26 protein-coding genes are annotated in these 25,843 nt (G+C 61.4%); 18 read left to right on the forward strand and 8 right to left on the reverse strand.

Annotated elements, in window-relative coordinates:
- Positions 1-107: 107 nt before the first annotated feature.
- From ABIB66_RS03805 to ABIB66_RS03815, 3 genes are all read left to right on the forward strand, one after another.
- Positions 108-626 (forward strand): hypothetical protein, encoded by a 519-nt coding sequence (locus tag ABIB66_RS03805; protein ID WP_354204443.1) that lies wholly within the window; start codon positions 108-110, stop codon positions 624-626.
- A 425-nt stretch (positions 627-1,051) separates the two neighbouring features.
- A complete protein-coding gene (locus ABIB66_RS03810) occupies positions 1,052-1,327 on the forward strand; it encodes a hypothetical protein (RefSeq protein WP_275167514.1) in 276 nt (91 codons plus the stop codon).
- Between the two features lie 265 nt (positions 1,328-1,592).
- Positions 1,593-2,348, forward strand: coding sequence for an outer membrane protein (locus ABIB66_RS03815; RefSeq protein WP_275167809.1), 756 nt, complete (start codon positions 1,593-1,595; stop codon positions 2,346-2,348).
- A 317-nt stretch (positions 2,349-2,665) separates the two neighbouring features.
- Here ABIB66_RS03815 and ABIB66_RS03820 read toward each other — a convergent pair whose 3' ends face one another.
- Positions 2,666-3,103 carry a hypothetical protein gene (locus ABIB66_RS03820; RefSeq protein ID WP_354204440.1) on the reverse strand — a complete coding sequence of 146 codons (438 nt, stop codon included), beginning with the start codon at positions 3,101-3,103 and terminating at the stop codon, positions 2,666-2,668.
- 365 nt (positions 3,104-3,468) lie between these two features.
- Here ABIB66_RS03820 and ABIB66_RS03825 point away from each other — a divergent pair, with 365 nt between their 5' ends.
- The 4 genes from ABIB66_RS03825 to ABIB66_RS03840 all read left to right on the forward strand — a co-directional run bounded on the left by ABIB66_RS03825 (position 3,469) and on the right by ABIB66_RS03840 (position 7,355).
- A complete protein-coding gene (locus tag ABIB66_RS03825; protein WP_354204438.1) occupies positions 3,469-4,314 on the forward strand; it encodes an HD domain-containing protein in 846 nt (281 codons plus the stop codon).
- 94 nt (positions 4,315-4,408) lie between these two features.
- The gene (locus tag ABIB66_RS03830) at positions 4,409-5,497 is read left to right on the forward strand and encodes an AI-2E family transporter (protein ID WP_354204436.1); all 1,089 of its coding nucleotides are present in this window, start codon (positions 4,409-4,411) and stop codon (positions 5,495-5,497) included.
- Positions 5,498-5,583: 86 nt separating this feature from the next.
- A complete protein-coding gene (locus ABIB66_RS03835) occupies positions 5,584-6,792 on the forward strand; it encodes an acetate/propionate family kinase (RefSeq protein WP_354204434.1) in 1,209 nt (402 codons plus the stop codon).
- A 104-nt stretch (positions 6,793-6,896) separates the two neighbouring features.
- Positions 6,897-7,355 (forward strand): potassium channel family protein, encoded by a 459-nt coding sequence (locus ABIB66_RS03840; RefSeq protein ID WP_354204432.1) that lies wholly within the window; start codon positions 6,897-6,899, stop codon positions 7,353-7,355.
- Here ABIB66_RS03840 and ABIB66_RS03845 read toward each other — a convergent pair.
- On the reverse strand, positions 7,333-8,016 hold the full coding sequence (locus ABIB66_RS03845) for a helix-turn-helix domain-containing protein (protein ID WP_354204430.1): 684 nt from the start codon (positions 8,014-8,016) through the stop codon (positions 7,333-7,335). The two genes, ABIB66_RS03840 and ABIB66_RS03845, sit on opposite strands and share 23 nt — an antisense overlap.
- Before the next feature lie 316 nt (positions 8,017-8,332).
- Here ABIB66_RS03845 and ABIB66_RS03850 point away from each other — a divergent pair, with 316 nt between their 5' ends.
- Both ABIB66_RS03850 and ABIB66_RS03855 read left to right on the forward strand, forming a co-directional pair.
- Complete coding sequence (locus ABIB66_RS03850; protein WP_354204428.1) at positions 8,333-8,956, forward strand: response regulator transcription factor; 624 nt, start codon at positions 8,333-8,335, stop codon at positions 8,954-8,956.
- 195 nt (positions 8,957-9,151) lie between these two features.
- Complete coding sequence (locus ABIB66_RS03855) at positions 9,152-9,526, forward strand: response regulator (protein WP_354204426.1); 375 nt, start codon at positions 9,152-9,154, stop codon at positions 9,524-9,526.
- Positions 9,527-9,538: 12 nt separating this feature from the next.
- Here the strand turns inward: ABIB66_RS03855 and ABIB66_RS03860 are convergent, their stop codons facing one another.
- From ABIB66_RS03860 to ABIB66_RS03870, 3 genes are read right to left on the reverse strand one after another with little or no spacing between them, the layout of a single operon-like run.
- The gene (locus tag ABIB66_RS03860; protein WP_354204424.1) at positions 9,539-10,150 is read right to left on the reverse strand and encodes an invasion associated locus B family protein; all 612 of its coding nucleotides are present in this window, start codon (positions 10,148-10,150) and stop codon (positions 9,539-9,541) included.
- A gap of 31 nt (positions 10,151-10,181) precedes the next feature.
- Complete coding sequence (locus tag ABIB66_RS03865; protein ID WP_275167504.1) at positions 10,182-11,069, reverse strand: alpha/beta hydrolase family protein; 888 nt, start codon at positions 11,067-11,069, stop codon at positions 10,182-10,184.
- Positions 11,070-11,080: 11 nt separating this feature from the next.
- On the reverse strand, positions 11,081-12,769 hold the full coding sequence (locus tag ABIB66_RS03870; RefSeq protein ID WP_354204421.1) for an aspartate-alanine antiporter-like transporter: 1,689 nt from the start codon (positions 12,767-12,769) through the stop codon (positions 11,081-11,083).
- A 128-nt stretch (positions 12,770-12,897) separates the two neighbouring features.
- Between ABIB66_RS03870 and ABIB66_RS03875 the strand changes: the two genes are divergently transcribed.
- The 5 genes from ABIB66_RS03875 (at position 12,898) to ABIB66_RS03895 (ending at position 20,422) form a co-directional block, all read left to right on the forward strand.
- Complete coding sequence (locus ABIB66_RS03875; protein ID WP_354204587.1) at positions 12,898-13,572, forward strand: YoaK family protein; 675 nt, start codon at positions 12,898-12,900, stop codon at positions 13,570-13,572.
- The gene (locus ABIB66_RS03880; RefSeq protein WP_354204419.1) at positions 13,569-15,311 is read left to right on the forward strand and encodes a SulP family inorganic anion transporter; all 1,743 of its coding nucleotides are present in this window, start codon (positions 13,569-13,571) and stop codon (positions 15,309-15,311) included. The genes ABIB66_RS03875 and ABIB66_RS03880 overlap by 4 nt, the downstream gene beginning before the upstream one ends.
- A gap of 172 nt (positions 15,312-15,483) precedes the next feature.
- Positions 15,484-18,237: a decarboxylase gene (locus ABIB66_RS03885; RefSeq protein WP_354204417.1), complete on the forward strand. Its 2,754-nt coding sequence runs from the start codon at positions 15,484-15,486 to the stop codon at positions 18,235-18,237.
- Between the two features lie 15 nt (positions 18,238-18,252).
- On the forward strand, positions 18,253-19,953 hold the full coding sequence (locus ABIB66_RS03890; RefSeq protein WP_275167500.1) for an aspartate:alanine exchanger family transporter: 1,701 nt from the start codon (positions 18,253-18,255) through the stop codon (positions 19,951-19,953).
- 31 nt (positions 19,954-19,984) lie between these two features.
- The gene (locus tag ABIB66_RS03895; RefSeq protein ID WP_354204415.1) at positions 19,985-20,422 is read left to right on the forward strand and encodes a hypothetical protein; all 438 of its coding nucleotides are present in this window, start codon (positions 19,985-19,987) and stop codon (positions 20,420-20,422) included.
- A 189-nt stretch (positions 20,423-20,611) separates the two neighbouring features.
- On the opposite strand, the gene ABIB66_RS43540 is transcribed toward ABIB66_RS03895, so the two are convergent.
- The gene (locus ABIB66_RS43540) at positions 20,612-20,755 is read right to left on the reverse strand and encodes a hypothetical protein (RefSeq protein WP_354055757.1); all 144 of its coding nucleotides are present in this window, start codon (positions 20,753-20,755) and stop codon (positions 20,612-20,614) included.
- Between ABIB66_RS43540 and ABIB66_RS03900 the strand changes: the two genes are divergently transcribed.
- A complete protein-coding gene (locus ABIB66_RS03900) occupies positions 20,720-21,049 on the forward strand; it encodes a hypothetical protein (protein ID WP_502917379.1) in 330 nt (109 codons plus the stop codon). The two genes, ABIB66_RS43540 and ABIB66_RS03900, sit on opposite strands and share 36 nt — an antisense overlap.
- 91 nt (positions 21,050-21,140) lie before the next feature.
- Here ABIB66_RS03900 and ppk2 read toward each other — a convergent pair whose 3' ends face one another.
- On the reverse strand, positions 21,141-21,941 hold the full coding sequence (ppk2, locus tag ABIB66_RS03905) for a polyphosphate kinase 2 (RefSeq protein WP_354204411.1): 801 nt from the start codon (positions 21,939-21,941) through the stop codon (positions 21,141-21,143).
- A gap of 38 nt (positions 21,942-21,979) precedes the next feature.
- Positions 21,980-22,432 carry a hypothetical protein gene (locus tag ABIB66_RS03910; RefSeq protein ID WP_354204409.1) on the reverse strand — a complete coding sequence of 151 codons (453 nt, stop codon included), beginning with the start codon at positions 22,430-22,432 and terminating at the stop codon, positions 21,980-21,982.
- 180 nt (positions 22,433-22,612) lie between these two features.
- Here ABIB66_RS03910 and ABIB66_RS03915 point away from each other — a divergent pair, with 180 nt between their 5' ends.
- The 3 genes from ABIB66_RS03915 (at position 22,613) to ABIB66_RS03925 (ending at position 25,705) form a co-directional block, all read left to right on the forward strand.
- Positions 22,613-23,023 (forward strand): hypothetical protein, encoded by a 411-nt coding sequence (locus ABIB66_RS03915; RefSeq protein ID WP_354254223.1) that lies wholly within the window; start codon positions 22,613-22,615, stop codon positions 23,021-23,023.
- Complete coding sequence (locus ABIB66_RS03920; RefSeq protein ID WP_275167495.1) at positions 23,016-24,248, forward strand: HlyD family secretion protein; 1,233 nt, start codon at positions 23,016-23,018, stop codon at positions 24,246-24,248. Before ABIB66_RS03915 ends, ABIB66_RS03920 begins: the two co-directional genes overlap by 8 nt.
- 113 nt (positions 24,249-24,361) lie before the next feature.
- A complete protein-coding gene (locus ABIB66_RS03925) occupies positions 24,362-25,705 on the forward strand; it encodes a TAXI family TRAP transporter solute-binding subunit (protein WP_354204583.1) in 1,344 nt (447 codons plus the stop codon).
- Positions 25,706-25,843: the final 138 nt, after the last annotated feature.

A 25,843-nucleotide genomic window follows, 5' to 3' on the forward strand; every position in this document is an offset into this window, starting at 1 on the left:
CAGCGTGCGTGCGCTTACCACGAAGCGTCGCCCATGCCTCAGCAAGTGTTTCACCAGGGGCGCGCCGCGGCGGAAGCGGCGGCGGCTCGATTTAGGCAACCACGTCCATGCAGGTTGCGTTGCTTCGCCAATTCTGCCGCCGTGGCCCGTTGCTTGCCAGACGAAAATCTGCGGCGGCGATGGCGCCGACAATGCCTATCTCACGATATCTGTTCTATGTCGGCGGTGCGTTGCTCGCGATGCTCTTCGTTGCGGATGCCTTTGTCCCGGTCCGGCCCGCTATACACGATGGCGTTGCGCGCTCCTCCACTATCCGCATCCACTCTGATTTGAGGTTGCCCGAACGGATCGTTCTCGACACTAGCCGGCCCACGATCGTGGCGGTTGACGTCCCCAAGGTCGAGCTCGCCGCCCCGCCGGGCGCCGACCTGCCACAGACGCGCGCGCGCGAGGCATTTGCTCGGCTTGGAGCCCTCGATGCCGAACGACCGCCAGCGCGTCCGTCGGCAAAGGCTGATGCGAAGCCGCAGCGTCAGAACAAAATTGTGAGGAGGCACATTGAAAGAAATATCCGGCTCGTCTCGCGACCTCCGCAGTACGGCTGGTTTGGCAACCAGGTCTGGTGAGCGTCTCCGTTCGTCGCTGCGGAGTGGGGTGCCCGCCGTTGATACTGATCAACGAATGCACGTCGAGGCTTCGCCTACAAACGTCCTCAAGATCGGGAGTAACTGACATGAGTGAAACGTCAAGGCCTGAACGATTGGATCGTCGCGGGGCTCTTTCATTGCTCGGATTGGCGACATCCGGCACGGTGCTGTTAGGAACAGAAGTGCCGGCTCAGACGATCGGCATGGAGCGACGCCAGGAGAGGCGGGGAGCCCGCCACGAGCGGCGTCAGGAACGGCGCACGGGCCGGACTGAACGCCGCCTGGAAAGGCGTACAGGGCGCACGGAGCGCCGTGAAGAGCGGCGCAACTAGGACGCCGACATGATCTCACCGATCATCGTTCACCGGCATATGTCTGCTTGATCGCGATCCGGAAGCTGGCGGATGCCGCAGACCTGGTACGTAACATTCGAGGTGCAGAAGCGTGGGACCTTGCCGAAGAGGCGAAGCCCACGGGAGACACGCACATTCGAGAGCGAAGCCGAGGCGCGGGCTTTCGCGCGAGAGAAGTTCAATGAGGGATTGATCGTGTTTGCAGGCACGCTCAATCCCTTTTTGCCGCGACGGCTGATCCCCTCGAGCGACATTCCGTCCTGGATAGAGCAAGACCAAGGCGACGAGGTTGCCGGCCAGGACGCCAAGCGCGACCCGGAGAAATAAGCGGTCCATCATGGTGACTGATGCTGATGACCGGAGGCGGCTCGGAGCGGGCGGCTGCCTTTTGGTGCTTTCGCATACTGGCGCCGGTCGTTCGACTCTGCTGGCGAGGCAACCCGGAGTCTGGTTCGAAATGTCTTGAGTGTTGCCATTTTGGCACGGGGAGTTTGTACCCTCGCCCGTAGAGTTTCAGCTGGAAGTTGGGGGATGATTGCAGTGCAACAAGCCGCCGTTCGAGCAATCAAAAAGCGGCCGGCAAGGAGAGAGCATGATGAAAAGACTTTTGCTGACAACCGTTGGTCTGGTGGCGCTGTGCACGGCGGGGAGCGCCATGGCTGCCGACATGGCCGTGAAGGCGCCGCCACCGGCACCGATTATTCCAATCTACAATTGGACCGGGTTCTATATCGGCGGCAATGGTGGCTGGGCGCAGAACCACAACTGCGTGGATTTCCTTGACGCGGCTGGCGTCGCCGTCGCTTCCGGCTGCCGTGATCGATCCGGTGGCGTCATCGGTGGCCAGCTCGGTTACCGCTGGCAAGCCAGCCAGTGGGTGTTTGGTCTGGAGGCTCAGGGCGATTGGGCGGATCTCAGCAATCAGCGCGTCAGCCTGTTCGATCCGACGCTCTCCACGCGCGCCAAAACGAGCGCCATCGGCCTCTTCACCGGCCAGATCGGCTACGCCTGGAATGCGTCACTGTTCTACGTGAAGGGCGGCGCTGCGGTGACAGACAATCGCCTCAGCGTGCTTGATACTGCGACCGGCGCCGAGCTCGCGGCGCAAAGCGCAACCCGCTGGGGCGGTGTCATCGGTGTCGGATTCGAGTATGGCTTCACCCCGAATTGGTCGGTGGGACTCGAATACGATCATCTATTCATGGGGCACCGAAATAATTCGTTCACGGTCGCCGATCCGCGCCTTGCCGCTTTTGTAAACGACCGGATCACCCAGGACGTGGATATGCTCACCGTGCGCTTCAATTACCGCTTCGGAGGGGCCAACCCCGTCGTCGCGAGGTACTGAACTCTCTCGGTCTGATGTCTTCAGGGGGCCGGCAGCAACGCCGGCCCTCATTTTTGTGGTCTTATCGTGCAAGCCAGGCAGCGTCTGCCGGCGCGATCGACCGGACCGCCGCGGTTGGTCGGAGTGCCGGACCGCACTGCTTCTCGTGCAGCAGCGCGCGCGACGGGACGCACTCCCAGGGCGACGCCCGGTCTTGCGACGAAATGCGCGGGGTAGTTCACAATATTGGCAGTATACGGCCGCGTTGGCGCTTTCAGCGCTCGCGAAGACGAGCCCTGGCACCAAGAGCGCGTGCTCAGGAGAATCCGAGGCAGATTCTACCAGCCGGAATAGTAGCTCCGTCTCGCGTAGTAGCCGCCATAACCGCCATAGCTTCCGTAGGCGCTGTAGGCACTGGGCGGACAATAATCATAGCCGTATCCTCCGCCGTAAGAGGAGTATCCGCCGCCGTAGGACGGATATGCACCATAGTAGCCGGAGCTTGCGATCGCGCCACCGACGACGCCGCCCGCGACCACCGCGCCGGCGCCCCAGCCACGGTAGCCTCTATATCCATAACCTCTGTAGCCATATCCGGCGCCGCGATATCCCAAACCACGATAGCCCAATCCCGCTCCGCGGTAGCCTCCACCCCATCCTCCGCGATAACCCCAGCCTCCGTAGCGCACGTTCACTACGTCGTTATCGAGCGCTGCTCTCATCACGCCGACGTTGGTGAGCAATGGCGCTGCTTCGCTTCCGGGTACAGAAATCATGGCGCTCGCGACAGTAAGAATTGCTGCAAATGCCCCTTTGATGAACCTCATAATGTCCTCCACTGGTTTAAATCTCGACTGACCGGCAAGAGAAGAATTCCGTCACGCCGGCGGCATGGCCGTGCACATGAAATGTTTGCCTTCGTTACCGGCTTGGCCTTGATTTGAATCAACGAGAGAGGCTGGAGACCGTGAGCGGCTCCGGCCGGTCACGGGTTCGCTTGCCCGAGGCGCGGCACCAGATGGATCGTCTTTAAGGTCGCAGAGCGCGGCCGGCTTGAAGAATCTGCGAATATCGCCAGCATTGATCGCAGAGAGACATGGCTTGATCTGCATCGTCGACAATACCATAGCGGAGAGACCTGATGATCACAGTTCCGGAACTGGTGTCGCAAGCTTTGGGCGCGTTTCTGACGACCGAAACCAAGGACCGGTTCGGTGCCTCCCATGCCGGTCTGACCGAACTGCTTCCGTTCGCGGCCAAGCTCACGATGGAGTGCATCGGCAATAGCGATGCCCTGTATCACAATATCGAGCATACGTTGCTCGTAACTCTGGCCGGGCACGATATCTTGACGGGACGTGCGCTGCTGCGGCCCACCACAGCAAACGACTATGCGAATTTCATCCTCGCGTGCCTTGCTCATGACATCGGATACGTGCGCGGTGTCGTTCAAGGCGATGAGGACGAGCTGTTCATAGCCGACGTGAAAGGCGGCACCGTTCGGCTGCCGCGAGGATCGTCCGATGCGGCATTGGCACCATACCACGTAGATCGGTCGAAGTTGTTTGTGCTGGAACGGCTGGATTCCATCGAGCAGCTGGATGCGGGCCGGGTTGCCCAGGCGATCGAATATACCCGATTTCCCTATACAATGTCCTCCAATGACAGCCTCATCGAAGAGGAGGGATTGCTGCTGCGCGCCGCCGATCTCATCGGTCAGCTCGGTGATCCCAACTATCTGAAGAAGTCGAACGCGCTGTTCTACGAGTTCGAAGAGATCGGACTCAACAAGACCCTGGGCTACGCGACGCCGGCAGATATCGTCTACAAATATCCGCAATTCTATTGGAGCAACGTCGCCCCTCAGATTCAGCCGGCGATACGCTATCTCAACGTGACGTCCCGCGGTCGGCAATGGATAGCGAGCTTGTACGGTAATGTGTTTCGGGCCGAGCGTGAGCTGAACCTGTCCGGACCTCAGCCCTAGAAGAGCGCGCGCTCGTTGATCTGGATCAAGCCAGCTGAGCGAGGAGACTGGCTAGTTCGCCTCAGCATGCGCGGCATGAGCTGAAGGCGCGTCCGTGAAAACACTCCGCCAGATATTCTCAGGAGACGAGATCATCCAGCTTCTGATCCGGCTGGGATTGCTGGGGCTGTTGCTCATCTGGGCCCTCCTCCTGGTCCGTCCATTCGTGCCCATATTGGCCTGGAGTGTCGTGCTCGCCGCTGCGCTGAACCCGGTATTTCGGCGCCTCTCCGACCTTCTGGGCGGTCGACCGAAGCTTGCAGCGACGATCCTTACTCTCGTCAATCTTGCTGTGGTGATCGGGCCCGCGACCTGGCTGGGCATGGGCGCTGTCGACGGGATCACCGATCTCGCCGCCCAGGTGACGGCTGGCGAACTGCATGTGCCTTCGCCGCCGCAGTCTCTCAAAGATTGGCCCATCGTCGGCGCTCAGCTCTTCGATCTCTGGGACCAAGCGACGACTAATCTCCGGTCGCTCTTGCGTGCAGTGGTCCCCTACCTGAAGCCATTCGCTGCGACCTTGCTCGGATTTGCCGGCAATGCCGGGGTGGGAACGGTCAAGTTTCTGCTGTCGGTGGCGGTGGCCGGGGTGCTGTTTCCGTATGGACCTCAGCTCGTGGCTGCGGGGCGCAGCTTTCTGTCGCGCGTCGTGCCGGACCAGAGCGAGCACTTTCTGGATCTAGCAGGTGCCACGATCCGCGCGGTGGCCCAGGGCGTGATTGGCGTCGCCATCATCCAGGCGTTGCTGGCGGGTATCGGCTTCAAGCTGGCCGGCATCGCCAGCGCGGGGCTGCTGGCTTTTGCGGTGTTGTTGCTGTCGATCGTGCAGATCGGCGGGGCCATCGTCATCCTGCCGGTCATCATCTGGATCTGGACCGACAAGGAATTTCCGATCGCCCTCCTGCTGACGGTGTTTTTCGTGATCGTATCGGTTCTCGACAACATCCTGAAACCGCTTGTCATGGGCCGCGGCCTGACCACGCCAGCGCTCGTCATCCTGATCGGGGTGATCGGAGGAACCCTCTTCCACGGGATCATCGGCCTCTTCATCGGACCTATCATTCTATCTGTGGTCTGGGAGCTGACGGTGGCCTGGATTCGTACCGAACGTGCTGTGCCGGCGAAACTGGCGATCGAGCGTTGACTGTCTGGCTCGCTTGGTGCCGTTGCTGTGACCGCCGGTGTTGATGCAGGGCTTTGACATGCTCCAACGAGTGCGACGTGAGTGCCATGGATACCATCCTTGTCATCAATGCCGGCTCTTCCCACCTCAGGTTCCGGATCTATTCGGTCGAAGGAGAAGGAATCTTACGACAGCAGATCAAGGGGCGGATCGACGGCATCGGGCGTTGCCCGCGACTGCAAGCGAGCAGTTCCGGCGGTGATCCGCTTGCCAATCGCGCCTATCCGATCGAAGCGGTGCTGGATATTTCGGCCGCACTGAACATTGCAGTCGCTTGGTTGCGGGATGAGCTTCATATCAGCCCCATTGCTGTCGGGCATCGCGTCGTTCACGGCGGGGCGGAGCATGACCGCCCGGTCCTGATTGATCAGGAGGTCCTGACTCGCCTGGATGGACTGACGGAATTGGCGCCGCTTCATCTGCCGCACAATCTGGCTCCAATACGTTTGATCCTGTCTGACTTCCCAACGCTCCCGCAGGTCGCCTGCTTCGAGACCGCATTTCATCGAACCCATGCTGAGGTGGCCGACCACTGCGCGATCCCGCGTTGGCTTCATGCCGAAGGCGTACGGCGCTATGGATTTCATGGCCTCTCCTACGAATATATCGCGAAGACCTTGCTGAAGGTTGCGCCAGAAATCGCGATGGGGAGGGTGATTGTCGCGCATCTCGGGCGTGGGGCATCAATGTGCGCGCTCCATGGAGGACGGAGCGTCGAGAGCACCATGGGGTTCACCGCGATAGACGGACTGCCGATGGAAGCGCGACCAGGGCAGATCGACGCCGGAGTCGTGCTTTATCTCATCTCGGAGAAGGGAATGGCAGCGTCCAGGGTGCAGGAGTTTCTCCTCGGAGATTACGGGTTGAACGGCCTCTCGGGCCTCAGCGGCGATATGCGTCAGCTTGAGGCAAGTGAGGATGTCGACGCAAAATTTGCGATCGACTATTTCGTTCATTGGGTCGGCCTTAACGCCGGTATGCTCGCAGCTGCGTTGCAAGGGCTCGATGCCTTTGTCTTTACCGCCGAGATAGGCGAAAGCTCCGCGTCGATCCGTTCGCGCGTGGCGGAGCGGCTCGCATGGCTCGGTGTCAAGCTTGATATGGCGCAGAATGCGCGGCAATCGCAGCTGATATCGTCTTCCGCCAGCCGCATTCCAGTTTACGTCGTGCCGTCCGACGAGGATCTCATGATCGCGAGACACACGTTGGCGCTGCTGATGAACCGTAGCTCGACAGCTCCAAACGGGGCATCGTGATACGTTCTCCTTGATCCGGGTTGCGGTCAGGCGTTGAGGGGGGCGTGGTCGGCGCTTGCGGGATTATCGGACGGCTTCTTCGATGTCGGCACCAGGAGTGTGTAATGGCGGTCCAATTCCTGCTCGGTACCTTGATCAGCGTGATCAACATCATGATTCACGCGCTGGTGACCGTTGCGGCCATCGATATCGCTCGTACCGCCGGATTAAGGCACACGGCGCGGCCCCGGTCGCACCTGATGGCCGTGATGGTCACCACTGCTGTCATTTTGATGGTCGCCCACACTGTCGAGGTTCTCATGTGGGCGCTCGCCTATGCGGCAGTCGGCGCGGCGCCTCCAGGCAGCGATCTGCTATATTTCACGTTCGTGAACTACACCACGCTTGGCTATGGGGACATTACGCCCGTGGCGGGGTGGCGATTGACGGGACCCATGACAGCGATGAACGGAATCCTGATGTTCGGATGGTCGACTGCGGTCCTGTTTGAGGTTCTGCGCAAGACGGTCGAGCATCGCGCCGCGATTGCGGCACCTAAGTCTAGTTCTGGAGATCGAGGCTAGCGAGCTTCAGCCTGTCCAGCAGCACGATCTGGCGCTGGGTGTTTCCGATGAAGCCGAGGATACCGAGCTCATGCAACCGCGATAGTGCGCGGGAGACGGTTTCCAGCGTCAATCCGAGATAGTCGGCGATATCGCGCCGCGACATCGGCAGCGCCATGATGCCGGCGGCCGTCAGCCGCTTGTCCATCTCGATCAGGAAGGCTGCGACTCGCTCCAGCGACGTCTTGCGGCCAAGCAGCAGCATGTGGTCTTCCGCATGCTGAAGGTTCTTGGTGGTCATGCTCAGCAGGTTGCGGGCGACCATGGGGTCGCCCTGCGCAACCAGCTCGAGGCTTTGGCGCCTGACCAGACGAACCGTGGTGTCGACGATCGCTTCAGTCGTGAATCGGTGCAAGCCGCCGTTCTCGAGCCCGAAAATATCGCCGGCCAGGTGAAATGCGCCGATTTGGCGCCGGCCGTCGGACAGCAGCTTATAGCTTCGCACCGCGCCCCTCTTCACCTGATAGACGTATTCCGCAGGCTCCCTTTCGCCGTAGACTTCCGAGCCTTTCTTGTAGGTAAATTCGTTTAAACTAATGATCGGGTTTGAATCGGTGTTTAACCCTAGCTCGCGGAGCGAATGAAGCCGCGAGGCGGCGTCGGCAGCGGTGCGAACGAACATGGCCAACTCCCGAACTGATGGTGACGCGGTATTTCCATCGTCGGGAATGAGGAGCCGCCGAAAATCCGCTTCCCGCGAAGGTTGTTTAGGCCATAAGTGGGGTTTTCAACCATTGTCTGTAGGTGCATTGTACCAAGGTACAGGAAGGGTTCGATGCGCTTGATGAGAACCCGTCAGAGTGTCTGTCAGATGGTGCGGCAATATGCCGAAAACAGACGCTCCATTCGCGGTTGTGGCATTCCAATTGTGCTGCTTTGCTCAGGTACTAAGGCGCATCTGGTCTTTCTGCATTTGAAGTACCCAGCGAGGAAAAAACTTGCCCGGCTTCGTTTATGTCGTGGACGACGACGCATCCTTTCGGATGGCGATCCAGCGTCGGCTTAAACTGGCTGGGTATGAAGTTGTGACCTACGCGTCCGCCCAGCAGTTACTGGATGATCCGCCAGGGTCCGACGATCCGGGATGTATCTTGCTCGATGTGCAGCTTCCGGGCCTGAGCGGGCCGGAGTTGCAAGCCTCCCTCGTCCAATGCCATTCGCCGCTGCCCATCGTCTTTCTGACCGGACATGCGGATACCGCGACGACGGTCCGTGCGATCAAGGCCGGCGCGGAGGATTTTCTGACCAAGCCGGTGTCGTCGGAACAGTTGATCGATGCGATTGAGCGGGCAATGGCTCAACAGGAGGCGGCGCGGAGTCAACACAGCAAGCTCGATTCGCTACGTTCTCGCTTGAGGTCTCTATCGCGGCGCGAACGACAGGTGTTCGACCTGATCGTACGCGGCAAAATCAACAAGCAGATCGCCTATGAGCTTGGAACGACCGAACGCACGGTGAAGGCGCACCGCCACCAAGTGATGACAAAGATGCAGGTACTATCGTTTGCCGAACTGGTGTCCGCTGCAGAGCGGCTCGGCCTTCTGGATTCGGCAAAGATGTGATGCAGGCCGTTTTCGTGGCTTCGTCAGGTCGGTGATCAGACCTGTACGATGGGACAATATGAAATGTTATTGACATATTTCGGCCTGGACCGCCTACATACCGGCGTCGTTAGCCGTCGGATTAGCGCAGGAACCTTTGCCCCGTAGCGTCGTTGCGACGCGAGTGCCAGGTTTCCAATCAGAAAGACGGGTCCATTGTTTGCACGTAAGCCGATTTACGTCGTGGATGATGATTTATCAATGCGCCGAAGCTTGGAGCGGCTGCTTCGGAAGCACGGCTTTGATGCGGTTGCTTTTGATTCCGCGGGTGCGTTGCTTCGTCATGGGTGCATCGAAGAGGCGTGCTGCATCGTTCTGGATATCAATCTAAACGGCGAGTCGGGTATCTCACTCCGCCGCAGGCTCGCCAGCGAGGGTGCCACGGTCCCCGTCATCTACATTACCGGCAACGACTGCCGGACGAATCAGGTTGCCGCGATTGAGTCTGGGTGCGCCGCCTATCTGGCCAAGCCCTTCGCAGCAAGCGCACTCATCGACTCCATTGAACGCGCCTGCGCCGAGCATGGCTGAAGCCGCCGCTGCTCACTCCTCGATGTCCTGCTCTAGGGTCTGTGTGGGCGCGCCGTTGTGTACCGAAGCGAACTGCGCCAGCGGTAACGATGTCGCCAGAGACAAAAGGTTGGAATCGGTGAGTTCGAGCAGGAGGACCTTGCCTCCATCCATGTCTTTGACGAACTTGGGATCCGCTGCGTCGGCGGCAATGCAGGTATTGGTCAGGCACCAGGTGTAGGGCAATGACTGGGCGCTTACTCCATCGATCGTCAGCTTGGCGGGCCTCTGCAGATACATCCCGACGGGGACAAACACTTGGAGCCGGGCAGTGCGGTCGCCGTCACGCTCGATCAGGTCCAGGCGCACCGCCATCTGGCCCGTTGCAAACTTGCCGGTGATCGAGGTCCGGCACAGCATCGGCGCGCCGCCGGGCTTTACGCAAAGCTTCCGCCAGTCGCCATAGGTGATGTCCTTGGCTTCGCGCTGTCCGCGAGGCGCAATTTCGGCGGGCTTTGCCTCGCGCGCATGCTCCTGCGCTGCCGAGTTCTGGGCTGAAGCCGGTCCGACAACGGTCGCTGCTAACAAAAGGGATAGGTAAGCGCGCGCCTGCTTGAGCCATGGTGTCGAAGCTGGGTTGATCATGTCAGTGCCTCCAGCCGCGCGTCCTCCGCGCCTACTTCTGTTCGTCGAGGAATTTCTCGACGAGTGGTGCCCACGTCGCGATCGTGTCAGGCGAGCCGACGAAGAAATGTCCTTCGTTGCCGAAGGGCGGCATCAGATGATATTCGGCCCTGCCGCCGGCAGCGGTGAAGGCCTCGTGCATGCGCTTCGACAAGGCGGGACCGAAAAACGTGTCGTTCTCGATATAGAACCACAGCATTGGAACGCGCGAGGTTCGGCCGAAATCGGCAGTCGCTTCGACCAGCTTGTCCGGTGCGCAATTGTTGTTGGGTTTGCCATCGACGCGGCCCCCGCGTCCTGCTGCGAATGTGATGATTGCCTTGACCTGCGGCGGGTTTGCACTCGAGAGCGCAATGGAAGCCCAGCCGCCCGCGGACTGTCCAATGACGATCACGTCCTTCGGCAGAACGCGCTTCTCGGCCACCATGTAGTCGATGATCCAGAGATCGGCTTGCGCAACTGCACGGCCGGCGTCGTGGAAGTTCGGATTGGTGCAATTTCCGACCTTGGAGAAGAACGGTCCGTAGAGACCATGCTCGGGAATATCGATCGCGGCTGCCCCATAGCCGGTGCCGACTGGTGCAACCACGAGGTAGCCGCGCTTGGCAAACCATTTGGCGGCGCCACGGAACTCCACCAACGGGAAGAAGCTGCGATCGACGGGCTTGAGCGACACGCCGTGGTTCATGATCGCCAGCGGGAAGGGGCCGTCGCCGACGGGCCGCACTACATAGGCGAACATCGGCAGCGGTAGCGGCAGAGCCCAGACCTCCTCCTGGATGCGGACATTGTCGTCGGCACGTGCTGGAGCAATAATGCAGGCCAGGATACTCAATGCTGCCGCCAGGTAAGTCACTGTTGAAGCATGGCGGAGATTCACGCGCGCCTCCTTCAACCGGCGAAAGTGCTGGCCACGATGATCGGTCCAAGCACGGTCAGCACAACGTTTCCGACAGCATAGGGCACCGCGACGCCGAGCACCGGCGTCTGGCTTTCTGCAACTTCGCAGGCGCCGGTCACGGCGGCATCGACCGTCATGGCGCCGGCGAGCGCTCCACAAATGATGACCGGATTCATGCGAAGCACGCGATGCGCGAATAGGGTGGTCACAATCAGCGGTACCAGCGTGACGACCAGGCCCATGCCGACCAGCAGCATACCGTGGGACTGGATCGCGACCCAGGCTGCGTGGCCGTTGCCGAGTCCGATCGCCGCGATGAAGCCGCCTAGCCCGAGGTCGCTCAGCGTTTGCTGCGCGGCGGGCGGCATTGCACCCATGGTCGGTCGGCGCGAGCGCAGCCAGCCGCAGAAAAGTCCCGCTATCAAGGCACCGCCGCCGCCGCCCAGAGTCAGGGGCACTGAACCGATCTTGACGCTCGCGAGACCGGCGAGAAGACCTACGGCAATGCCTGCGGCAACGAATGCAATGTCGGTACGGTCGTCGGAGCTCAGGATCTGTCCAACCTGCGAGGCGGCGCGCTCGATGTTGCGGGTGCTGCCGACCAGCGTCATGACGTCACCGACATAGACGCGGGTATCGGCGCTCAGGGGGACCTCGCGTCCCATCCGCGTCAAGGTGCGCAGGAACACGCCGCGCGCAGCGTCGCCAACGCGTTCAGCCACCTCCTTGACTGAGCGGCCATGGAGCTTGCGATTGTCGACGAGGACCTCGACCACGTTGCCGGGAAGCGCCTTCAGGATCTCGTCAGCGTCGATCTCGGTGCCAACAATCGGCTTTGCAGTGACGATGGCGGCGGTGCGGCCTGCGATAACGATGTCGTCGTTCGCTTCAAGAACAGTGTCGCGATGCGGTTCGACGTCAGCGCCCTGGCGCACGATCCGCTCGATCACGCTGCGGCTGCCGATCTGGTCTTCGACGGCACCGACGGCCCGTCCCGCCGCTGCCGACACCCGATACGCGCGGGCCTGGAATTTTCGATAATGCAGATTTTCAGTTTGTGGCGGGTTGCCGCCCGAAAGCTCCGCCTCGAGCTTTGCAGCTTCCGCTTTCAAATCGATCCGCATCAATTTCGGCGCGACAAACGGCACGTACAGGAGCGTGAGGATATAGCCGAGCACGTAGGTGACGGCGTAACCGGCGGCGATATTGGCGTCCTGTTGCTGAAGCACCTCTTTGGCCAGTCCGAGCTGGGATAGTGCGCCAGATGCGGTGCCGATGACCGACGATTGTGTCAGGGCTCCCGCAGCAAGACCGGAAGCGGTGCCGGGACCGAGCGCGAACACATGGGCAAATATGAGAACGATGACGAGGCCGGTACCACCAAGCACGAGCGCGAGCGCGACCTGAGCCAGGGTCCGGATGCTCAGCGAGGCAAAGAACTCGGGTCCGGACCGGTAGCCGATCGTGAACACGAACAGGCTGAAGAGAATAATCCTGAGCAGGGAAGGAAACGTGAAGGTGCCAAGCTGCCCGATCAGGACGGCAACGATGAGCGTGCACGCGGTGGTGCCTATCGAGAAGCCGCGGATTCTGACGCGACCAAGAATGGTGCCGAGCGCGACGGACAGCAGCAGGAAAATTTCCGGCGCGGCGGATATGATCCATCTGACCGTGCTCATGGGCGGGCCCTCCAGCCATTTGCGCCAATCTGGTTGGTGATAGCCGCCGATGCTTGATCCAGATCAACCTCGCGGTCGGTCAGACGCTCCCTGTTGAGTTGCAGGATTTCAAAACCCGACGTTGGGGCATGAGTACGATGGATACCACCGCCGCTTCGTCGATACGCCGCGACGAAACGGTGCCTGTCGCGCTGTTGCTGGCCTTCACCGGCGGCTACCTCGACGCCTATACGTGGATCGTCCACGGCGTCATGGCCAACGCCCAGACGGCCAATCTCGTCCTGCTGTGGGTCCATGGCTCCGTCGGCAACTGGGCGAAAGCGCTCCACTTCGTCCCACCAATCCTTGCGTTCGCGGTCGGTATCGTCGTCGCGTCATGGTTGCGCCGCGCGGCGGGAGAGCGCGCCATTGCCATCAGCATTCTGCTGGAAATCCTCCTGCTGGTCGTTATCGCCGTCCTGCACAATCGCCTGCCGGATCTCGCGGGTACACTTGGTATTTCGTTCGTCGCCGCCGTACAGAGCGCTGTCTTCACGAGAGTTGAGGGCGTGCCCTACAGCTCCGTCATGATCACGGGCAACATGCGGCAGGCAATTGAAGGGGTATTTGCTGTAGCTTCTGGCGATGGGGCGCTGCGGCCCTCGGGCGTTTTCGCGGTCTTGTGCATCACGTTCGGCCTCGGTGCCGCGCTTGGCGCCTTCGCGACCAAGCAGATCCCGAACCTGGCGCTCGGCGTTCCCGTGATCGCGCTCCTGGTCGTGCTGTTGCGTTGCGAAAGTCCAGGCGACGAGGCCAGCCCATGACCTCATCTGACCGCAGATCGCGCTGGACCTTCCTGTTTCCGCCCGCAATCTGGCTGGCGCAGTATCACAGTGCCTGGCTGCGTTCGGACGCAATCGCCGGAATCACCCTCGCGGCTTACGCCATCCCCGTGTCGCTGGCCTACGCGACTCTGGCGGGCCTGCCGCCTCAGATCGGCATCTACGGCTACATGCTCGGCGGCCTCGGCTATGCGCTGCTCGGGTCGTCTCGCCAGCTTGCGGTCGGTCCGACCTCCGCGATCTCGTTGATGATTGCGGCGACGGTCGGGACGCTGTCCGCCGGAGATGCGGCGAAATACGCCGAGATCGCAAGCCTGGCCGCATGCGCGGTGGCGTTGCTCTGTCTGATCGCGTGGTTGTTCAAGCTCAGCGTTCTCGTCCGCCTGGTGAGCGACAGTATCCTGGTCGGCTTCAAGGCCGGCGCGGGACTTACCATCATGATGAGCCAGTTGCCGAGCCTGTTCGGTGTCGCCGGAGGCGGTCACAATTTCTTCGATCGCGCCATCAAGCTCGCCGGCCAGCTCGGCGGCATCAATTGGCTGGTTCTGGCGATCGGAGCCATCGCGCTCTCGTTCCTGCTGGTGGGAGAGCGGCGGCTGCCGGGAAGGCCGGTCGGGCTCACGATCATGGCGCTGTCGATTGTCTTGGCAACACTGCTTGGCCTTCCGTCGCTTGGCGTACCAGTCACCGGGCAAATCCCAGAGGGATTGCCGGCTATCGGGTTGCCGAGTTTTGGTTTGTTGGAGCCCGACGAGCTCTTCCCGCTGGCTGCGGGATGCGTACTGCTGGCCTATATCGAAGGCGTCTCCGCCGCCCGCAGCTTTGCTGCCAAGCACGGCTATGCCCTCGATGTCCGGCAGGAGTTCTTGGGGCTTGGCGCGGCGAACCTCGTCACCGCCTTCGGCCACGGCTACCCCGTGGCCGGCGGGCTGTCGCAATCTGCGGTCAACGACAATGCCGGGGCGCGCACGCCGCTGGCCCTGGTGATCTGCTCGGCGACGCTTGCGCTGTGCCTGCTGTTCTTCACGGGTCTGTTGACAAACTTGCCCAAGGCAGTGCTGGCGACGATCGTCCTCGCCGCCGTCTACAGGCTGGTGGACATCCGCGCGCTGTTGCGGATGTGGCAAGTCAGCCGCATCGACTTTTATGCCGCGGCGATTGCCCTTCTGTCAGTGTTGCTCCTGGGCATCCTGCAGGGCGTTTTGCTGGCGGCCGTCGCGTCGATCTTCCTGCTCCTGGCGCGGGCCTCGCGTCCGAATGTTGCTTTCCTCGGCCGGCTCCCCGGTACCGGCCGTTACTCCGATAATGCGAGGCATGAGGGCGTCGAGCCATTGGTCGGCATCATCGCGTTTCGACCCGAAGCCTCGTTGCTCTACATCAATGCTGAAACGATCCTGGAAACAGTGTTAGGCACCTTGCCGCTGTCGGTCGGCGCCAAACTGGTTGTCTGCGATCTATCGGCATCCCCCTACATCGATCTGGCCGGCGCGCGCATGTTGCACGATCTCTATGACGAACTCGCCTCCCGGAATATCACGTTACGAATCGTCGGCGCGCACGCACAATTGCGCGATTTGCTGCGGGCTGAAGGCCTGGCGGAAAAGACCGACAGCGGAGCGTGGCTTCGTTCGGTTGACAGCGTACTCGGGGAGAGCACGACCGGGCAATCATCTGATCCCAATCCAAAAGATACACCCGACTTATGGGCGGGCCGGCTCTGATGCGATCTCACCATCGTCCTCAATCGATCACGCGGTAGCGCCTTGGACGATGTCCGCATCGCAAATTGTTCCGGGCCTCTTCAAGGTGCTCGACCCTTGACTTGGATCAATGGACCGAGGTGGGCGGGCATCACGATCCCGGACGAGACGTCGCAAAGATCCGGAGAGAGACATGTCCAAGGACGCCAAGGCTGCAGAAAAGCGCATCGATCAGTTCATTTCCGGGCCCGGCGGACGGGCGGATGATTGGCGCGATCTGGTCGAGGCAGCGAAGGCATGGTCGCGCGGCGGCGACCGCACGAAGTACGATGCGGCGCTGGCTGATCTTTCTGTCATAGAGGAGTTTCTCGGCTATCCCGGCCTGCAATTGATGGCGGCCTTGCGGGAAGCGGCAACGGCCGGGGATGCGGCGGAGTCACTTGGCCTTACGACGCGCATCACGCAGGCCTTGATGACACGATCCTTCCGCCAGCACGCCGGCGACTGGGATCCCAAGGACGACGGCGCCGATGCCTCGCCCGAGCTGGTGCCCTCGACCTTCGGATCGCATGGGGGCCATCGGCCCTATTTCGAAACACTGATTGTCACCGGCGTCTCTTCCAGCCACTGGCCGGCGCTCGCCGCCGAATGGCGCAAGCTGCGCCGCACGGTTGACTCCTTCGTATATGAGCCGGTGATCGTCGGCAGCCTCGAGGATGCCTTCTGCGCAACGATGCTCAATCCCGACATCGCGGCCGTCGTCATCAACGAAGGGTTCGGGCTGCGTTCGCGTCACGACGCGCCGATCCTGCGGACCATGACAGCCGGCGCGGGCCTCAATGACGAGGCCGACGCGTCCGCGCTCCGGCTTGCGCACATCATCAAGCGGGTACGTCCGGAGCTTGACATCTATCTGATGTCCAACCGCGACGTCGAGAAAATGGCTGGAGACCCCGAGGCCAACGTGGTTCGGCGGATATTCTACTCCATCGAAGAGCTTCTCGAGCTCCATCTCTCCATCCTCGAAGGTATCCAGGATCGCTTCGACACGCCGTTTTTCGACAATCTCAAGAAATATGCACAACGTCCGATCGGAACGTTCCATGCGCTGCCGATCGCGCGCGGCAAGTCTGTGTTCAGGTCGGACTGGATCCGCGATATGGGTGAATTCTACGGCTTGAACCTGTTCCTGGCCGAGAGCAGCGCGACGACCGGTGGCCTCGACAGCTTGTTGGAGCCGACCGGTACCATCAAGAAAGCGCAGGACAAGGCGGCGCGGGCGCTCGGCGCGGATCGTGTGTTCTTCGTGACCAACGGCACCTCGACCTCGAACAAGATGGCAGTGCAGGCGCTGCTCGGGCCGGGCGACATCGCGATCGTGGATCGCAACTGTCACAAGTCGCACCACTACGGCATGGTGCTGGCCGGCGCCCAGCCGATCTATGTCGAAGCGTTCCCGATGACCGAGTATTCGATGTACGGCGCGGTGCCGCTGAAGACCATCAAACAAGCGCTGCTGAATGCGAGAGCCGATGGCCGGCTGGACCGAGTCAAGATGCTCGACCTGACCAACTGCACCTTCGACGGCCACATCTACAACACCCGCCGGGTGATGGAGGAATGTCTCGCGATCAAGCCGGATTTGATCTTCCTGTGGGACGAAGCCTGGTTCGGCTTTGCGCGTTTCTCGCCGTTCCTGCGGCGACGGACCGCGATGGGCGCCGCCAACGAGATCGAGACCTGGATGCATGATCCGAAATCGGTCGCGGCTTACGACAAGCAGCAGGCCGAGCTCGGCAAGACCCCCTCGGACGAGTTGCTGCTCAAGACTCGTCTGATCCCGGATCCGCGTCAGATACGATTGCGCGTCTACCAGACCAACTCGACCCACAAGTCAATGTCGGCGATCCGGCAGGGGTCGATGCTGTCGGTCAAGGATGTCGAATTCCACACCGTCGAGCAGCAGTTCAAGGAAGCGGTGTTCACGCACGCGTCGACCAGCCCGAACCAGCAGCTCATCGCCAGCCTCGATGTCTCACGGCGCCAGATGGAGCTCGAAGGCTACGGTCTGGTGGCCAATGCGATCGAAATTGCGTTCGCGATCCGCAAGGCGGTCAACGGCAATCCGCTGATCTCGAAATACTTCCGGATTCTCGGCGCGGACGCGATGGTGCCGGCGCAATATCGCCAGAGCGGCTTCACCGACTATCTCGCAACAGGCATGAACTGGGCGAACGTCCTGAAGAGCCTGGACGATGACGAGTTCTGCCTCGATCCGACCCGCATGACCTTGGTGTGCGGCACCGCGGGCTACGACGGCACGCAGTTCAAGGGCATCCTCGCCAATGACTACAATATCCAGATCAACAAGACATCGCGCAACTCGGTGTTGTTCCAATCGAACATCAACAACACCCGCAGCGACGTCGCCCATCTGGTGAGGGTGCTGGCCGAGATCGCGGGCGAGGTCGACCGTGGCCTGGTTCAGGGCGGCGCCAACGCGAAGAAGACCTTCGACGCGCGGGTCAAGAGCCTGATGACCGATGTGCCCGACCTGCCGAATTTCTCGCACTTCCACGACAGTTTCCGTGGCGATGCCGGCACCAAGACCAACGAGGGCGACATCCGTAGCGGCTTCTACTCGGCCTATGACGCAGCGGGGTGCGAATATATCCGGCTCGGCGATTCCGAGATCGACCGCCGCCTCAAGGCCGGGCCGGACCTCGTCTCCGCGAGTTTCGTGATCCCGTATCCGCCGGGCTTTCCGATCATGGTGCCGGGACAGGTGATCACGCAGGAGACCATCGACTTCATGCGAAAGCTCGATGTGAAGGAAATCCACGGCTACGACGCCAAGGAAGGGCTGAAGCTCGTACGCGCCGAAGCCCTGGCGAAGATCGGCCGGCCCAAGCCCGGTGCGACGCCGAAGCTGAAGGCTGCATCGTAATAAAAGGGGACGGACATGCAGAGCTTTTTCACGTTCTTGCAGCAGAACCCGTTTCTGTTGCTGTTCTTCGTCGTTGGCGTCGCCGTCTGGATCGGCCGGGCCAGCATCAAGGGTTACGGCCTAGGCATGGTTGCCGGCGCCATCGTGGTGGGCGCCGGCCTATCTGTGTGGGCGTCGGTCTATGGCGTGAAGCTCGAGTTGAACAACTTCGCCAAGAGCCTCTTCTATTACCTGTTCATGTATGGGGTTGGCCTTCGTGTCGGGCCCTCTTTCATCAACAGCCTGAAAGGCGACGGCCTCAAGTTCTGCATCCTTGCGCTCGTGTCCAGTGTTGTCGGACTTGCGCTGGTCGTGATTTGCGCCAAGCTGTTTGCGCTGCCAATTGGTGCTGCCGGCGGCATGCTGGCGGGATCTCAGACCATGTCTGCCGCGATCGGTTCGGCCGAGCAGGCTATCACCTCGGGTGTGGTGAAGCTCCCTGAAGGCATGAAGCCCGAGGATGCGTCGGGCATGATCGCACTGTCTTACGGCATCACGTATATCTGGGGCACCGTCGGCATCATCCTGATCTGCAAATACCTGCCGCGCTGGTGGGGCGTCGACGCCAAGGCCGCAGCCAAGCAGTACGAGCAGGAGTTTGGCGTCAAGGACCTCGAGGGTGGCGGCCTGACCGGTTACCGGCAGTTCGGCCTCCGTGCCTACCGGCTCGATAATCCAGCCCAGGTTGGCATGAGCATTGCCAAATTCCGCACGATGAATCCCGAATACCGCATCGTCAATGTGGCGCGCCGAGGAGAACCGCTGGGTGCCGACCCCGAACTCGTTCTGGAAAAGGGCGACGTCGTCGCGCTCGGCGGCTCGACTGAGCATCTCACCGACAAGATGGGCCTGATCGGGCCGGAAGTTGCCGACGCCAAGGCGCTCGGCATTCCCATGGATCAGGCGGACATCCTCGTCACAAACAAGGCGATGGCGGGACGGACCTTTGAATCCTTCCGCGAGACGGCCATTGCCGGTCAGTTGCAGGTCACCAAGGTCGAACGTGGCGGCGTGCAGATTCCGGCCGGTCTCAAGACCGAGTTGCAGCGGATGGACATCGTCTCGGTGGTCGGCATCAAGTCGGCCGTCAACGAGCTCGGCGAGATGTGGGGCCGCATTGCACGGACCAACACCTCGACCGATCTGTTGACGCTCGCCGCAGGCATGATCATCGGCTTCCTGATCGGGATGATCGAATTCCCGGCCTTTGGTGCCAAGATCGGCCTCGGCAACGCCGGCGGTCTGTTGCTGTCGGGCGTGATCGTCTCATCGCTGGTCTCACGGCTGCGCTTCTTCGGCAATACGCCGAACGCGGCACGCAATGTGCTTGAGGATCTCGGTCTCGTGGTCTTCGTCGCCATCGTCGGCATCAATGCCGGCGCGGGACTATTGGCGCAGCTGACCGGGGCCGTGGCACTGAAGATCTTCGTTGCCGGCTTCATTGCCTGCACGATTCCGCCGTTCATCGTCTGGGCGATCGGCTTCCACGTCTTCAAGATCAACCCGGCCGTGCTGATGGGCGGCGTTGCCGGTGCGCGGTCGCACTCCGGCCCTTGCCGCGAGGCCGCGGTGGAAATCCAGAGCTCCGTGCCCTGGATTGGGTTCCCGGTCGGCTACGCCGTATCGGGCATTCTGCTCACCGTGTTCGGCTACTTCGCAATGATCCTGGCTCAATAGCTCGGCGTCAAAACCAGAGGAAAGAAAAGTCATGAGAAAAGTCGCTATCTATGCCGCCCTGGTCGCCTCGCTGGCAAGCGTCGCCGGATTCAGCACGCCATCCCGGGCAGAGACCGGCCAAGTTGCCGTTGTCTTCACCAAGGGCGGATTCATCGTTGGCGTCGGTGGGGGCGAGGGCGTTCTGCTGTATCGGGGCCACAAATATCCCTTCACCGTCTCGGGTATGAGCGTCGGCTTCACGATCGGCGCCTCGACCACCAAGCTGGTCGGTCGCGCCCTCAACCTGAGGGGACCGGAGTCGATCGAAGGCTCCTACGCTGTCGGCGGTGCGGGCGGTGCTATCGCTGCTGGCGCAGGTGCCGTTCAGCTACAAAACGGCAACGGCGTGATTCTGCAGCTTAGCGGGCCGAAGGTCGGTGCGGAGCTGTCAGCCGCTGTGGGGGGCGTGACGATAGCTTTGAAGCGGTAGAGCGGCAGTCGCGCCGCTTCGGCGGTCGCGGCGCTCTAGCTGAATGGCGGCTGCTTTTCTCATGCACGTAGGTCGGGGAAGCGCCCGCAAATCAGCGCCAGGTCGGGTGCCAACCGCGTTTCGCGAGGCATCGTCGAAGCGGATCACGGCACCCATATCGAGGGAGGACATGCCATGCTTCGTTATCTACTAGCTTTTGTTGCGGCCGTCGTTCTTCTCACGGCCACGCTCATTCCCGATGATGCCTATGCCCGCCGCGGAGGTGGCGGTGGTGGCTATCGCGGAGGTGGAGGGGGCATGCGCGCCGGAGGCTTCCATGGCGGCGGGGTTCATGCCGGACGCATCCATGGCGGAGGCGGACGCCACTACGCAGGAGGTCCGCGGCCCAGCCATCCGATTGCTGGTCCTGGCCGTCCAGGTTACCCCGTTGCGGGCCGTCCCGGCCGTCCCGTCGCCGGTTATCCCGGAGGCTATCCGCGATATGGCTATCGAGGCGCGGCTTACGGTGCTGCTGCCGTCGGTGCGGCCGCCGCGGGCGCTTACGGATACTACAATAACAACTACAACAATGGTTGCTATCAGGACACGTACGGAAATTGGGTCTGCCCCAACCAGTATCCATACTGAGAATGCGCCGCTGGCGGGCTCTAATACACCGTCAGCATTGGCCCCGGACTCAACGATCGGACCGCACCGGCAGTGCGGCCCGACCACTTTGTCAATAGCGTTCGGCGACGAAGTTCATTCCGCGCAGGCCGGCCTGGTCATTGTAGCGTCCTTTGTCGGAACGCTTCGGCAGCCTCACCTTGTCCTTCTTGATCCGCTTGTGCGGGATAGCCTCCAGGATGTGCGCGATACAGTTCAGCCGCGCCCGCCGCTTGTCGTCGGAGCGAATGATGTACCAAGGCGCCTCCTTCGTGCTCGTCTTCTTGAGCATCAGGTCGCGCGCGCGCGAATAATCATACCAGCGCTTGAAGGATTCGAGGTCCATCGGGCTCAGCTTCCATTGCCGCACCGGATCGTCGATGCGGGCGTTGAAGCGGCGCTCCTGCTCGTCCATCCCGACCTCGAGCCAGATCTTGATCAGGATGATGCCGCCATCGATGGCGTACTTTTCCATTTGCGGGCAGAGCGACAGGAAACGGTCGTGCTCGGCGGGCGAGCAGAACCCCATGACATATTCGACGCCGGCGCGGTTGTACCAGCTCCGGTCGAAGATCACGATCTCGCCGCCGGCCGGAAACTGCTTCATGTAGCGCTGGAAGAAAAGCTGCGTCTTTTCGCGATCCGATGGTGCCGGCAGCGCCACTACCCGGAATACACGCGGGCTGACCTTTTCGGTGATCGCCTTGATCGTGCCGCCCTTGCCGGCCGCATCGCGGCCTTCGAACAGGACGATGACTCGGAGCTTGTTTTCCTTTACATAATCCTGGAGGTGGCAAAGCTCGATCTGGAGCTTTTCGAGCTCCTTCTCGTAGTCTTTGCGCTTCATCCGCTCTGAGGCTTCAGCCTTTGCCATGCTTCGCGTTCCATTGCCTCGAGTTGGCCAAACCGTGATCAGTCGCCCCAGGAGATGGTGACCCCGATGTCGCCGGGCACGCCGTCCGGGAAGTCGATGACCTGATAGCCGATGCGATAGCCGCGCGGCTTGAGGTATTCGGTCCAGAGCTCGAAGATCTCCTTTGGAATTCCAGTCAGCGTTGTCTCCCAGCCCGCCTCCATCTGGTTGATCGCGCGGCCCTTGTCGGTGCACAGCGTGTTTGGGAAGCGATAGACCTGCACTTCGGTCAGGCCGTTGCGAACCGCGCGCTGGATGATGGTCGAGGCGAGCTTGATCTTCTCCTCCTCGGTCTTGCCGGACGGTTTGCTCAGCCGATCGATTAGAGCGCGTTTCTCGGCTTCGGCCGCGGCGGCAAGGCGAACATATTCCTCAGCCTTTCTGGCCTCCTCGAGCGCGGCTTCCTTGCGGATTTGCAGTGCGTTGGGAATGAGCTCATCGATGCCGGGCATGATTGTGCGTTCCTGGCTTGCTGTGGGATCGGAGTCAGGGCTAGGCTACGTTTCGCGCCGTTCGGACCCTTGATTCATATCAAGCAATTTTCTCACCTGCGCGGCCAGGGTAACTAATCGGCGCGCAGACCGCCCTGATCCCTTCTGTGGAGGCGACCATTGAGCGAGCAACTTCATCCGATGGCCCCGCATCATCTGCCGTTCTATCTCGCGCCGGGAAGTGGCACGGACGTGCTGATGGTGGTGATGGGGATCTTCCTGATCGGCACAGTACTCTGGGTTGGCACGCTCTATTGGAAGCTGCACAGCCTGCCGGAACGAATGGCCCACAAGTCGCAGAAGCTTCAGTTCGAGATCGTGGCCGTGCTCGGCATCATCTCGCTCTTTACGCACATGCACATTTTCTGGGTGGCCGGCCTTCTGCTCGCGATGATCGACTTGCCGGATTTCGGCACGCCGCTGCGGAGTATCGCAGGCTCGGTCGAGAGGATCGCCGACGCCGCGCCCGGCGAGGGTCGCGAGCCAGAAATCTCCAGCTTGCCGCCGGTTGAAAAGCCGATCGTCAAGGGAAAGGAACACAGCCATGTTTGAGCTCATGTTCTGCTCCCTCCTGACCATCCTGCCGGACTACCTCTACCGCCGCTATGCCCAGGGCAAACGTTTCGGCAAGGAGATCACTTTCTTTTCCATCTGGTATGAATTGCGATGGGGCATCACCGGCTGCCTGATGCTGACGATTTCGCTGATCACGATGATCTTCTACTTTCACCCGTCAACGACCTCGGCCGCGCTCTATTTTCGGACGGTCCCCATCCTTCCTGAAGGCTCCGGCCGCGTCGCGGAAGTCAATGTCGGCTACAGCGAGGCAGTGAAGAAAGGCGATGTGCTGTTCAGGTTGGACAGTTCGAAGCAGAAGGCCGCCTTGGAGACGGCCACGCGCAAGATCGCCGAGGTCGACGCCGCGATGACAAGCGCCGAAAACGACGTGGTCAAGGCCGAAGCGCAGATCCAGGAAGCCAAGGCCAGCCTTCAGCAGGCCAAGGACGAGCTGGACGTCAAGACGGAGCTGCAGCGCCGCAATCCCGGTATCGTCCCGCAACGCGATATCGAGAAACTACAGGTCGTGGTCAACCAGCGGCAGGCTGGTGTGGACTCGGCCACCGCGTCCAAGACGTCGGCGATGTTGCGGCTTTCAACGCTGTTGCCGGCTGAAAAAGCGAGCGGCCAGGCGGCGTTGGCTGAAGCGCAGGTCGATCTCGACAAGACCTTCGTTCGCGCCGGCGTCGACGGGCGGGTCGAACAGTTCTTCGTTCGACCTGGCGATCTCGTCGCCCAGATCATGCGACCAGCCGGCGTGTTGATACCGGCGGATGCCGGCAGGGGTAGGCTGCAGGCCGGGTTTGGACAGATTGAAGCGGGGGTGATGAAGGTAGGGATGGTCGCGGAAGCGACCTGCATCTCCAAGCCGTGGGTGATCATTCCGCTCGTTGTCACCGATGTGCAGGATTACATCGCCGCCGGCCAGGTCCAGGCTGGCCAGGAATTGATTGAACTTCAGAATGCACGGAAGCCGGGTTCGATACTCGCCTTCCTGGAGCCGCTCTACAAGGGCGGACTTGAAGGCTTGACGCCGGGCAGCAGCTGCATCGTCAATGCCTATACCAGCAATCACGAGGAGATCACTGCGAAGGAGACGGGCACTGCTCGGGCCGTCGCTCTGCATGTCGTCGATGGCGTCGGCCTCGTGCACGCCATGCTCTTGCGAATTCAGGCGCTGCTGCTGCCTATCAAGACGCTGGTGCTGAGCGGGCACTGACCGGCTTCGCTTTGGTTTGAATCGCACTTCGGTTCAGCGATGCGCCTCAGTTGAGCCGGTCTGGCGTCATGAGCCAGTCCGACCAACCAGCGCATATTCACTATGAGCGCCACATGGTCCCCGCAAAAATGCCGATCTGGCTTCGTTCCTTCATTGTCGCCAGCGCTGTCGTGCTCGTGGTTGGAGCTGGCCTGTTCGGCTACCGGTGGTATTCTCGCCCCACGACGCTGACCATCGCGGTCGGATCGCTGGACGGTGAGGCCGCTCGTCTGGTCTCGGCACTGGCGAGCCGGCTTGCCGTGGTGAACGCCCCGGTCCGGCTTAAGTTGGTGGAAACCACCAACGCGGTTGATGCTGCCGAGCAGTTTGCGGCGGAAAAGGTCGAGCTCGCTGTCGTCCGTGGCGACGTCGGCGACCTATCGCAGGCGCAGGCCATCGTGGTTCTCGCCCATGCCGTTGTCCTGCTAGTTGCGCCGCCGGGCTCCTCCATTACCGAAATCGCTGGTCTGAAGCGCACCAGCGTCGGCGTGATCGGCGGCGAGATGAATCGCAAGGTCGTCGACGTCCTCAGCGACGAATACGGCCTTGGACGCGCCAACGTGACATTCCGTAATCTCCAACCGGCAGACGCGCGGCGGGCACTCGATGCCAAGGAGGTACGGGCGATTCTGATCGTCGTTCCCCTTGCGGAAAAGTATCTCGCCCTCTTGCGCGGCCTCTTTCTGCAGACGCCGAAGACCGCGCCGGTCCTCCTTCCCGTCGAGGCGGCTGGTGCCATCGCGGAAAAGCAGCGCGCCTATGAAAGCTTCGACGTCCCAAAGGGGACGTTGCGTGGCTCGCCTCCCGTCCCGAGCGAGGATCTCACCACGCTGCGGGTTTCGTTCTATGTGGTCGCGCAAAAGCAGCTCAGCGCAGAGGTGGCGGGTAGCCTGGCCGACGCGCTGATGAAGGCGCGCAGGGACCTGCTCGGCGAATTGCCGATCCTCTCGCAAATGACCACGCCGAGCACGGATTCGGACGCCTTCCTCCCGGTCCATCCTGGCGCCGCAGCATTCTACAACGGAACGCAGCAGAGCTTTCTGGACGAATGGGGAAACGCGATCTTCCTCGCGCCCATGATTTTCGGCGGCCTCATCTCCGTATTGGCGGCGGCCTGGAAATTCCTTCAGGTACGTGATCCCTCGAAGGACGAGCGGGGGCTGGACCTGCTGTATGCGTTGGGGGTGCGGATACGCGGGACCGAGGCAGCGGCCGAACTGTCGGATATCGAGGCCGAAATCGACCGGGTTCTCCAGGCTCAGCGCGCCAAAGCGGCGGCAGGAGACGAGAGTGCGCTCGATGTCACCACATTGAATGTCGCTGCGCATCGTCTTCAGAGCCTGATTCACGACCGTCGGATCCTGCTGTCCGCGAACGGACATGAGCAAGCGCTCGGTCAGCCAGTTGACCGCACCTGACGGTGGTCACTCCAGACCAAGTCGAATCACGGCCGAACCCAAGCTTAGCTACCTTGATCTTGATCAAACCCTCCGGCCGCCAACCCCGTTTCCTTCAGCAATCGCGTCATGCGAAGGGTGCGGGACATTCGGGGGATA

This window comes from Bradyrhizobium sp. F1.13.3, assembly GCF_040548265.1.
Classification (GTDB): Bacteria; Pseudomonadota; Alphaproteobacteria; order Rhizobiales; family Xanthobacteraceae; genus Bradyrhizobium.

Coding starts and splice junctions, on each gene's coding strand:
- ABIB66_RS03910 (WP_354204409.1), bottom strand. CDS start 22,432: ATGCCCGGCATCGATGAGCTCATTCCCAACGCACTGCAAATCCGCAAG.
- ABIB66_RS03875 (WP_354204587.1), top strand. CDS start 12,898: ATGAGTACGATGGATACCACCGCCGCTTCGTCGATACGCCGCGACGAA.
- ABIB66_RS03880 (WP_354204419.1), top strand. CDS start 13,569: ATGACCTCATCTGACCGCAGATCGCGCTGGACCTTCCTGTTTCCGCCC.
- ABIB66_RS03915 (WP_354254223.1), top strand. CDS start 22,613: ATGGCCCCGCATCATCTGCCGTTCTATCTCGCGCCGGGAAGTGGCACG.
- ABIB66_RS03925 (WP_354204583.1), top strand. CDS start 24,362: ATGGTCCCCGCAAAAATGCCGATCTGGCTTCGTTCCTTCATTGTCGCC.
- ABIB66_RS03820 (WP_354204440.1), bottom strand. CDS start 3,103: ATGATTTCTGTACCCGGAAGCGAAGCAGCGCCATTGCTCACCAACGTC.
- ppk2 (WP_354204411.1), bottom strand. CDS start 21,941: ATGGCAAAGGCTGAAGCCTCAGAGCGGATGAAGCGCAAAGACTACGAG.
- ABIB66_RS03835 (WP_354204434.1), top strand. CDS start 5,584: ATGGATACCATCCTTGTCATCAATGCCGGCTCTTCCCACCTCAGGTTC.
- ABIB66_RS03895 (WP_354204415.1), top strand. CDS start 19,985: ATGAGAAAAGTCGCTATCTATGCCGCCCTGGTCGCCTCGCTGGCAAGC.
- ABIB66_RS03845 (WP_354204430.1), bottom strand. CDS start 8,016: ATGTTCGTTCGCACCGCTGCCGACGCCGCCTCGCGGCTTCATTCGCTC.
- ABIB66_RS03810 (WP_275167514.1), top strand. CDS start 1,052: ATGCCGCAGACCTGGTACGTAACATTCGAGGTGCAGAAGCGTGGGACC.
- ABIB66_RS03825 (WP_354204438.1), top strand. CDS start 3,469: ATGATCACAGTTCCGGAACTGGTGTCGCAAGCTTTGGGCGCGTTTCTG.
- ABIB66_RS03890 (WP_275167500.1), top strand. CDS start 18,253: ATGCAGAGCTTTTTCACGTTCTTGCAGCAGAACCCGTTTCTGTTGCTG.
- ABIB66_RS43540 (WP_354055757.1), bottom strand. CDS start 20,755: ATGAACCCCGCCGCCATGGAAGCCTCCGGCGCGCATGCCCCCTCCACC.
- ABIB66_RS03805 (WP_354204443.1), top strand. CDS start 108: ATGCAGGTTGCGTTGCTTCGCCAATTCTGCCGCCGTGGCCCGTTGCTT.
- ABIB66_RS03870 (WP_354204421.1), bottom strand. CDS start 12,769: ATGAGCACGGTCAGATGGATCATATCCGCCGCGCCGGAAATTTTCCTG.
- ABIB66_RS03840 (WP_354204432.1), top strand. CDS start 6,897: ATGGCGGTCCAATTCCTGCTCGGTACCTTGATCAGCGTGATCAACATC.
- ABIB66_RS03885 (WP_354204417.1), top strand. CDS start 15,484: ATGTCCAAGGACGCCAAGGCTGCAGAAAAGCGCATCGATCAGTTCATT.
- ABIB66_RS03815 (WP_275167809.1), top strand. CDS start 1,593: ATGATGAAAAGACTTTTGCTGACAACCGTTGGTCTGGTGGCGCTGTGC.
- ABIB66_RS03920 (WP_275167495.1), top strand. CDS start 23,016: ATGTTTGAGCTCATGTTCTGCTCCCTCCTGACCATCCTGCCGGACTAC.
- ABIB66_RS03900 (WP_502917379.1), top strand. CDS start 20,720: ATGCGCGCCGGAGGCTTCCATGGCGGCGGGGTTCATGCCGGACGCATC.
- ABIB66_RS03860 (WP_354204424.1), bottom strand. CDS start 10,150: ATGATCAACCCAGCTTCGACACCATGGCTCAAGCAGGCGCGCGCTTAC.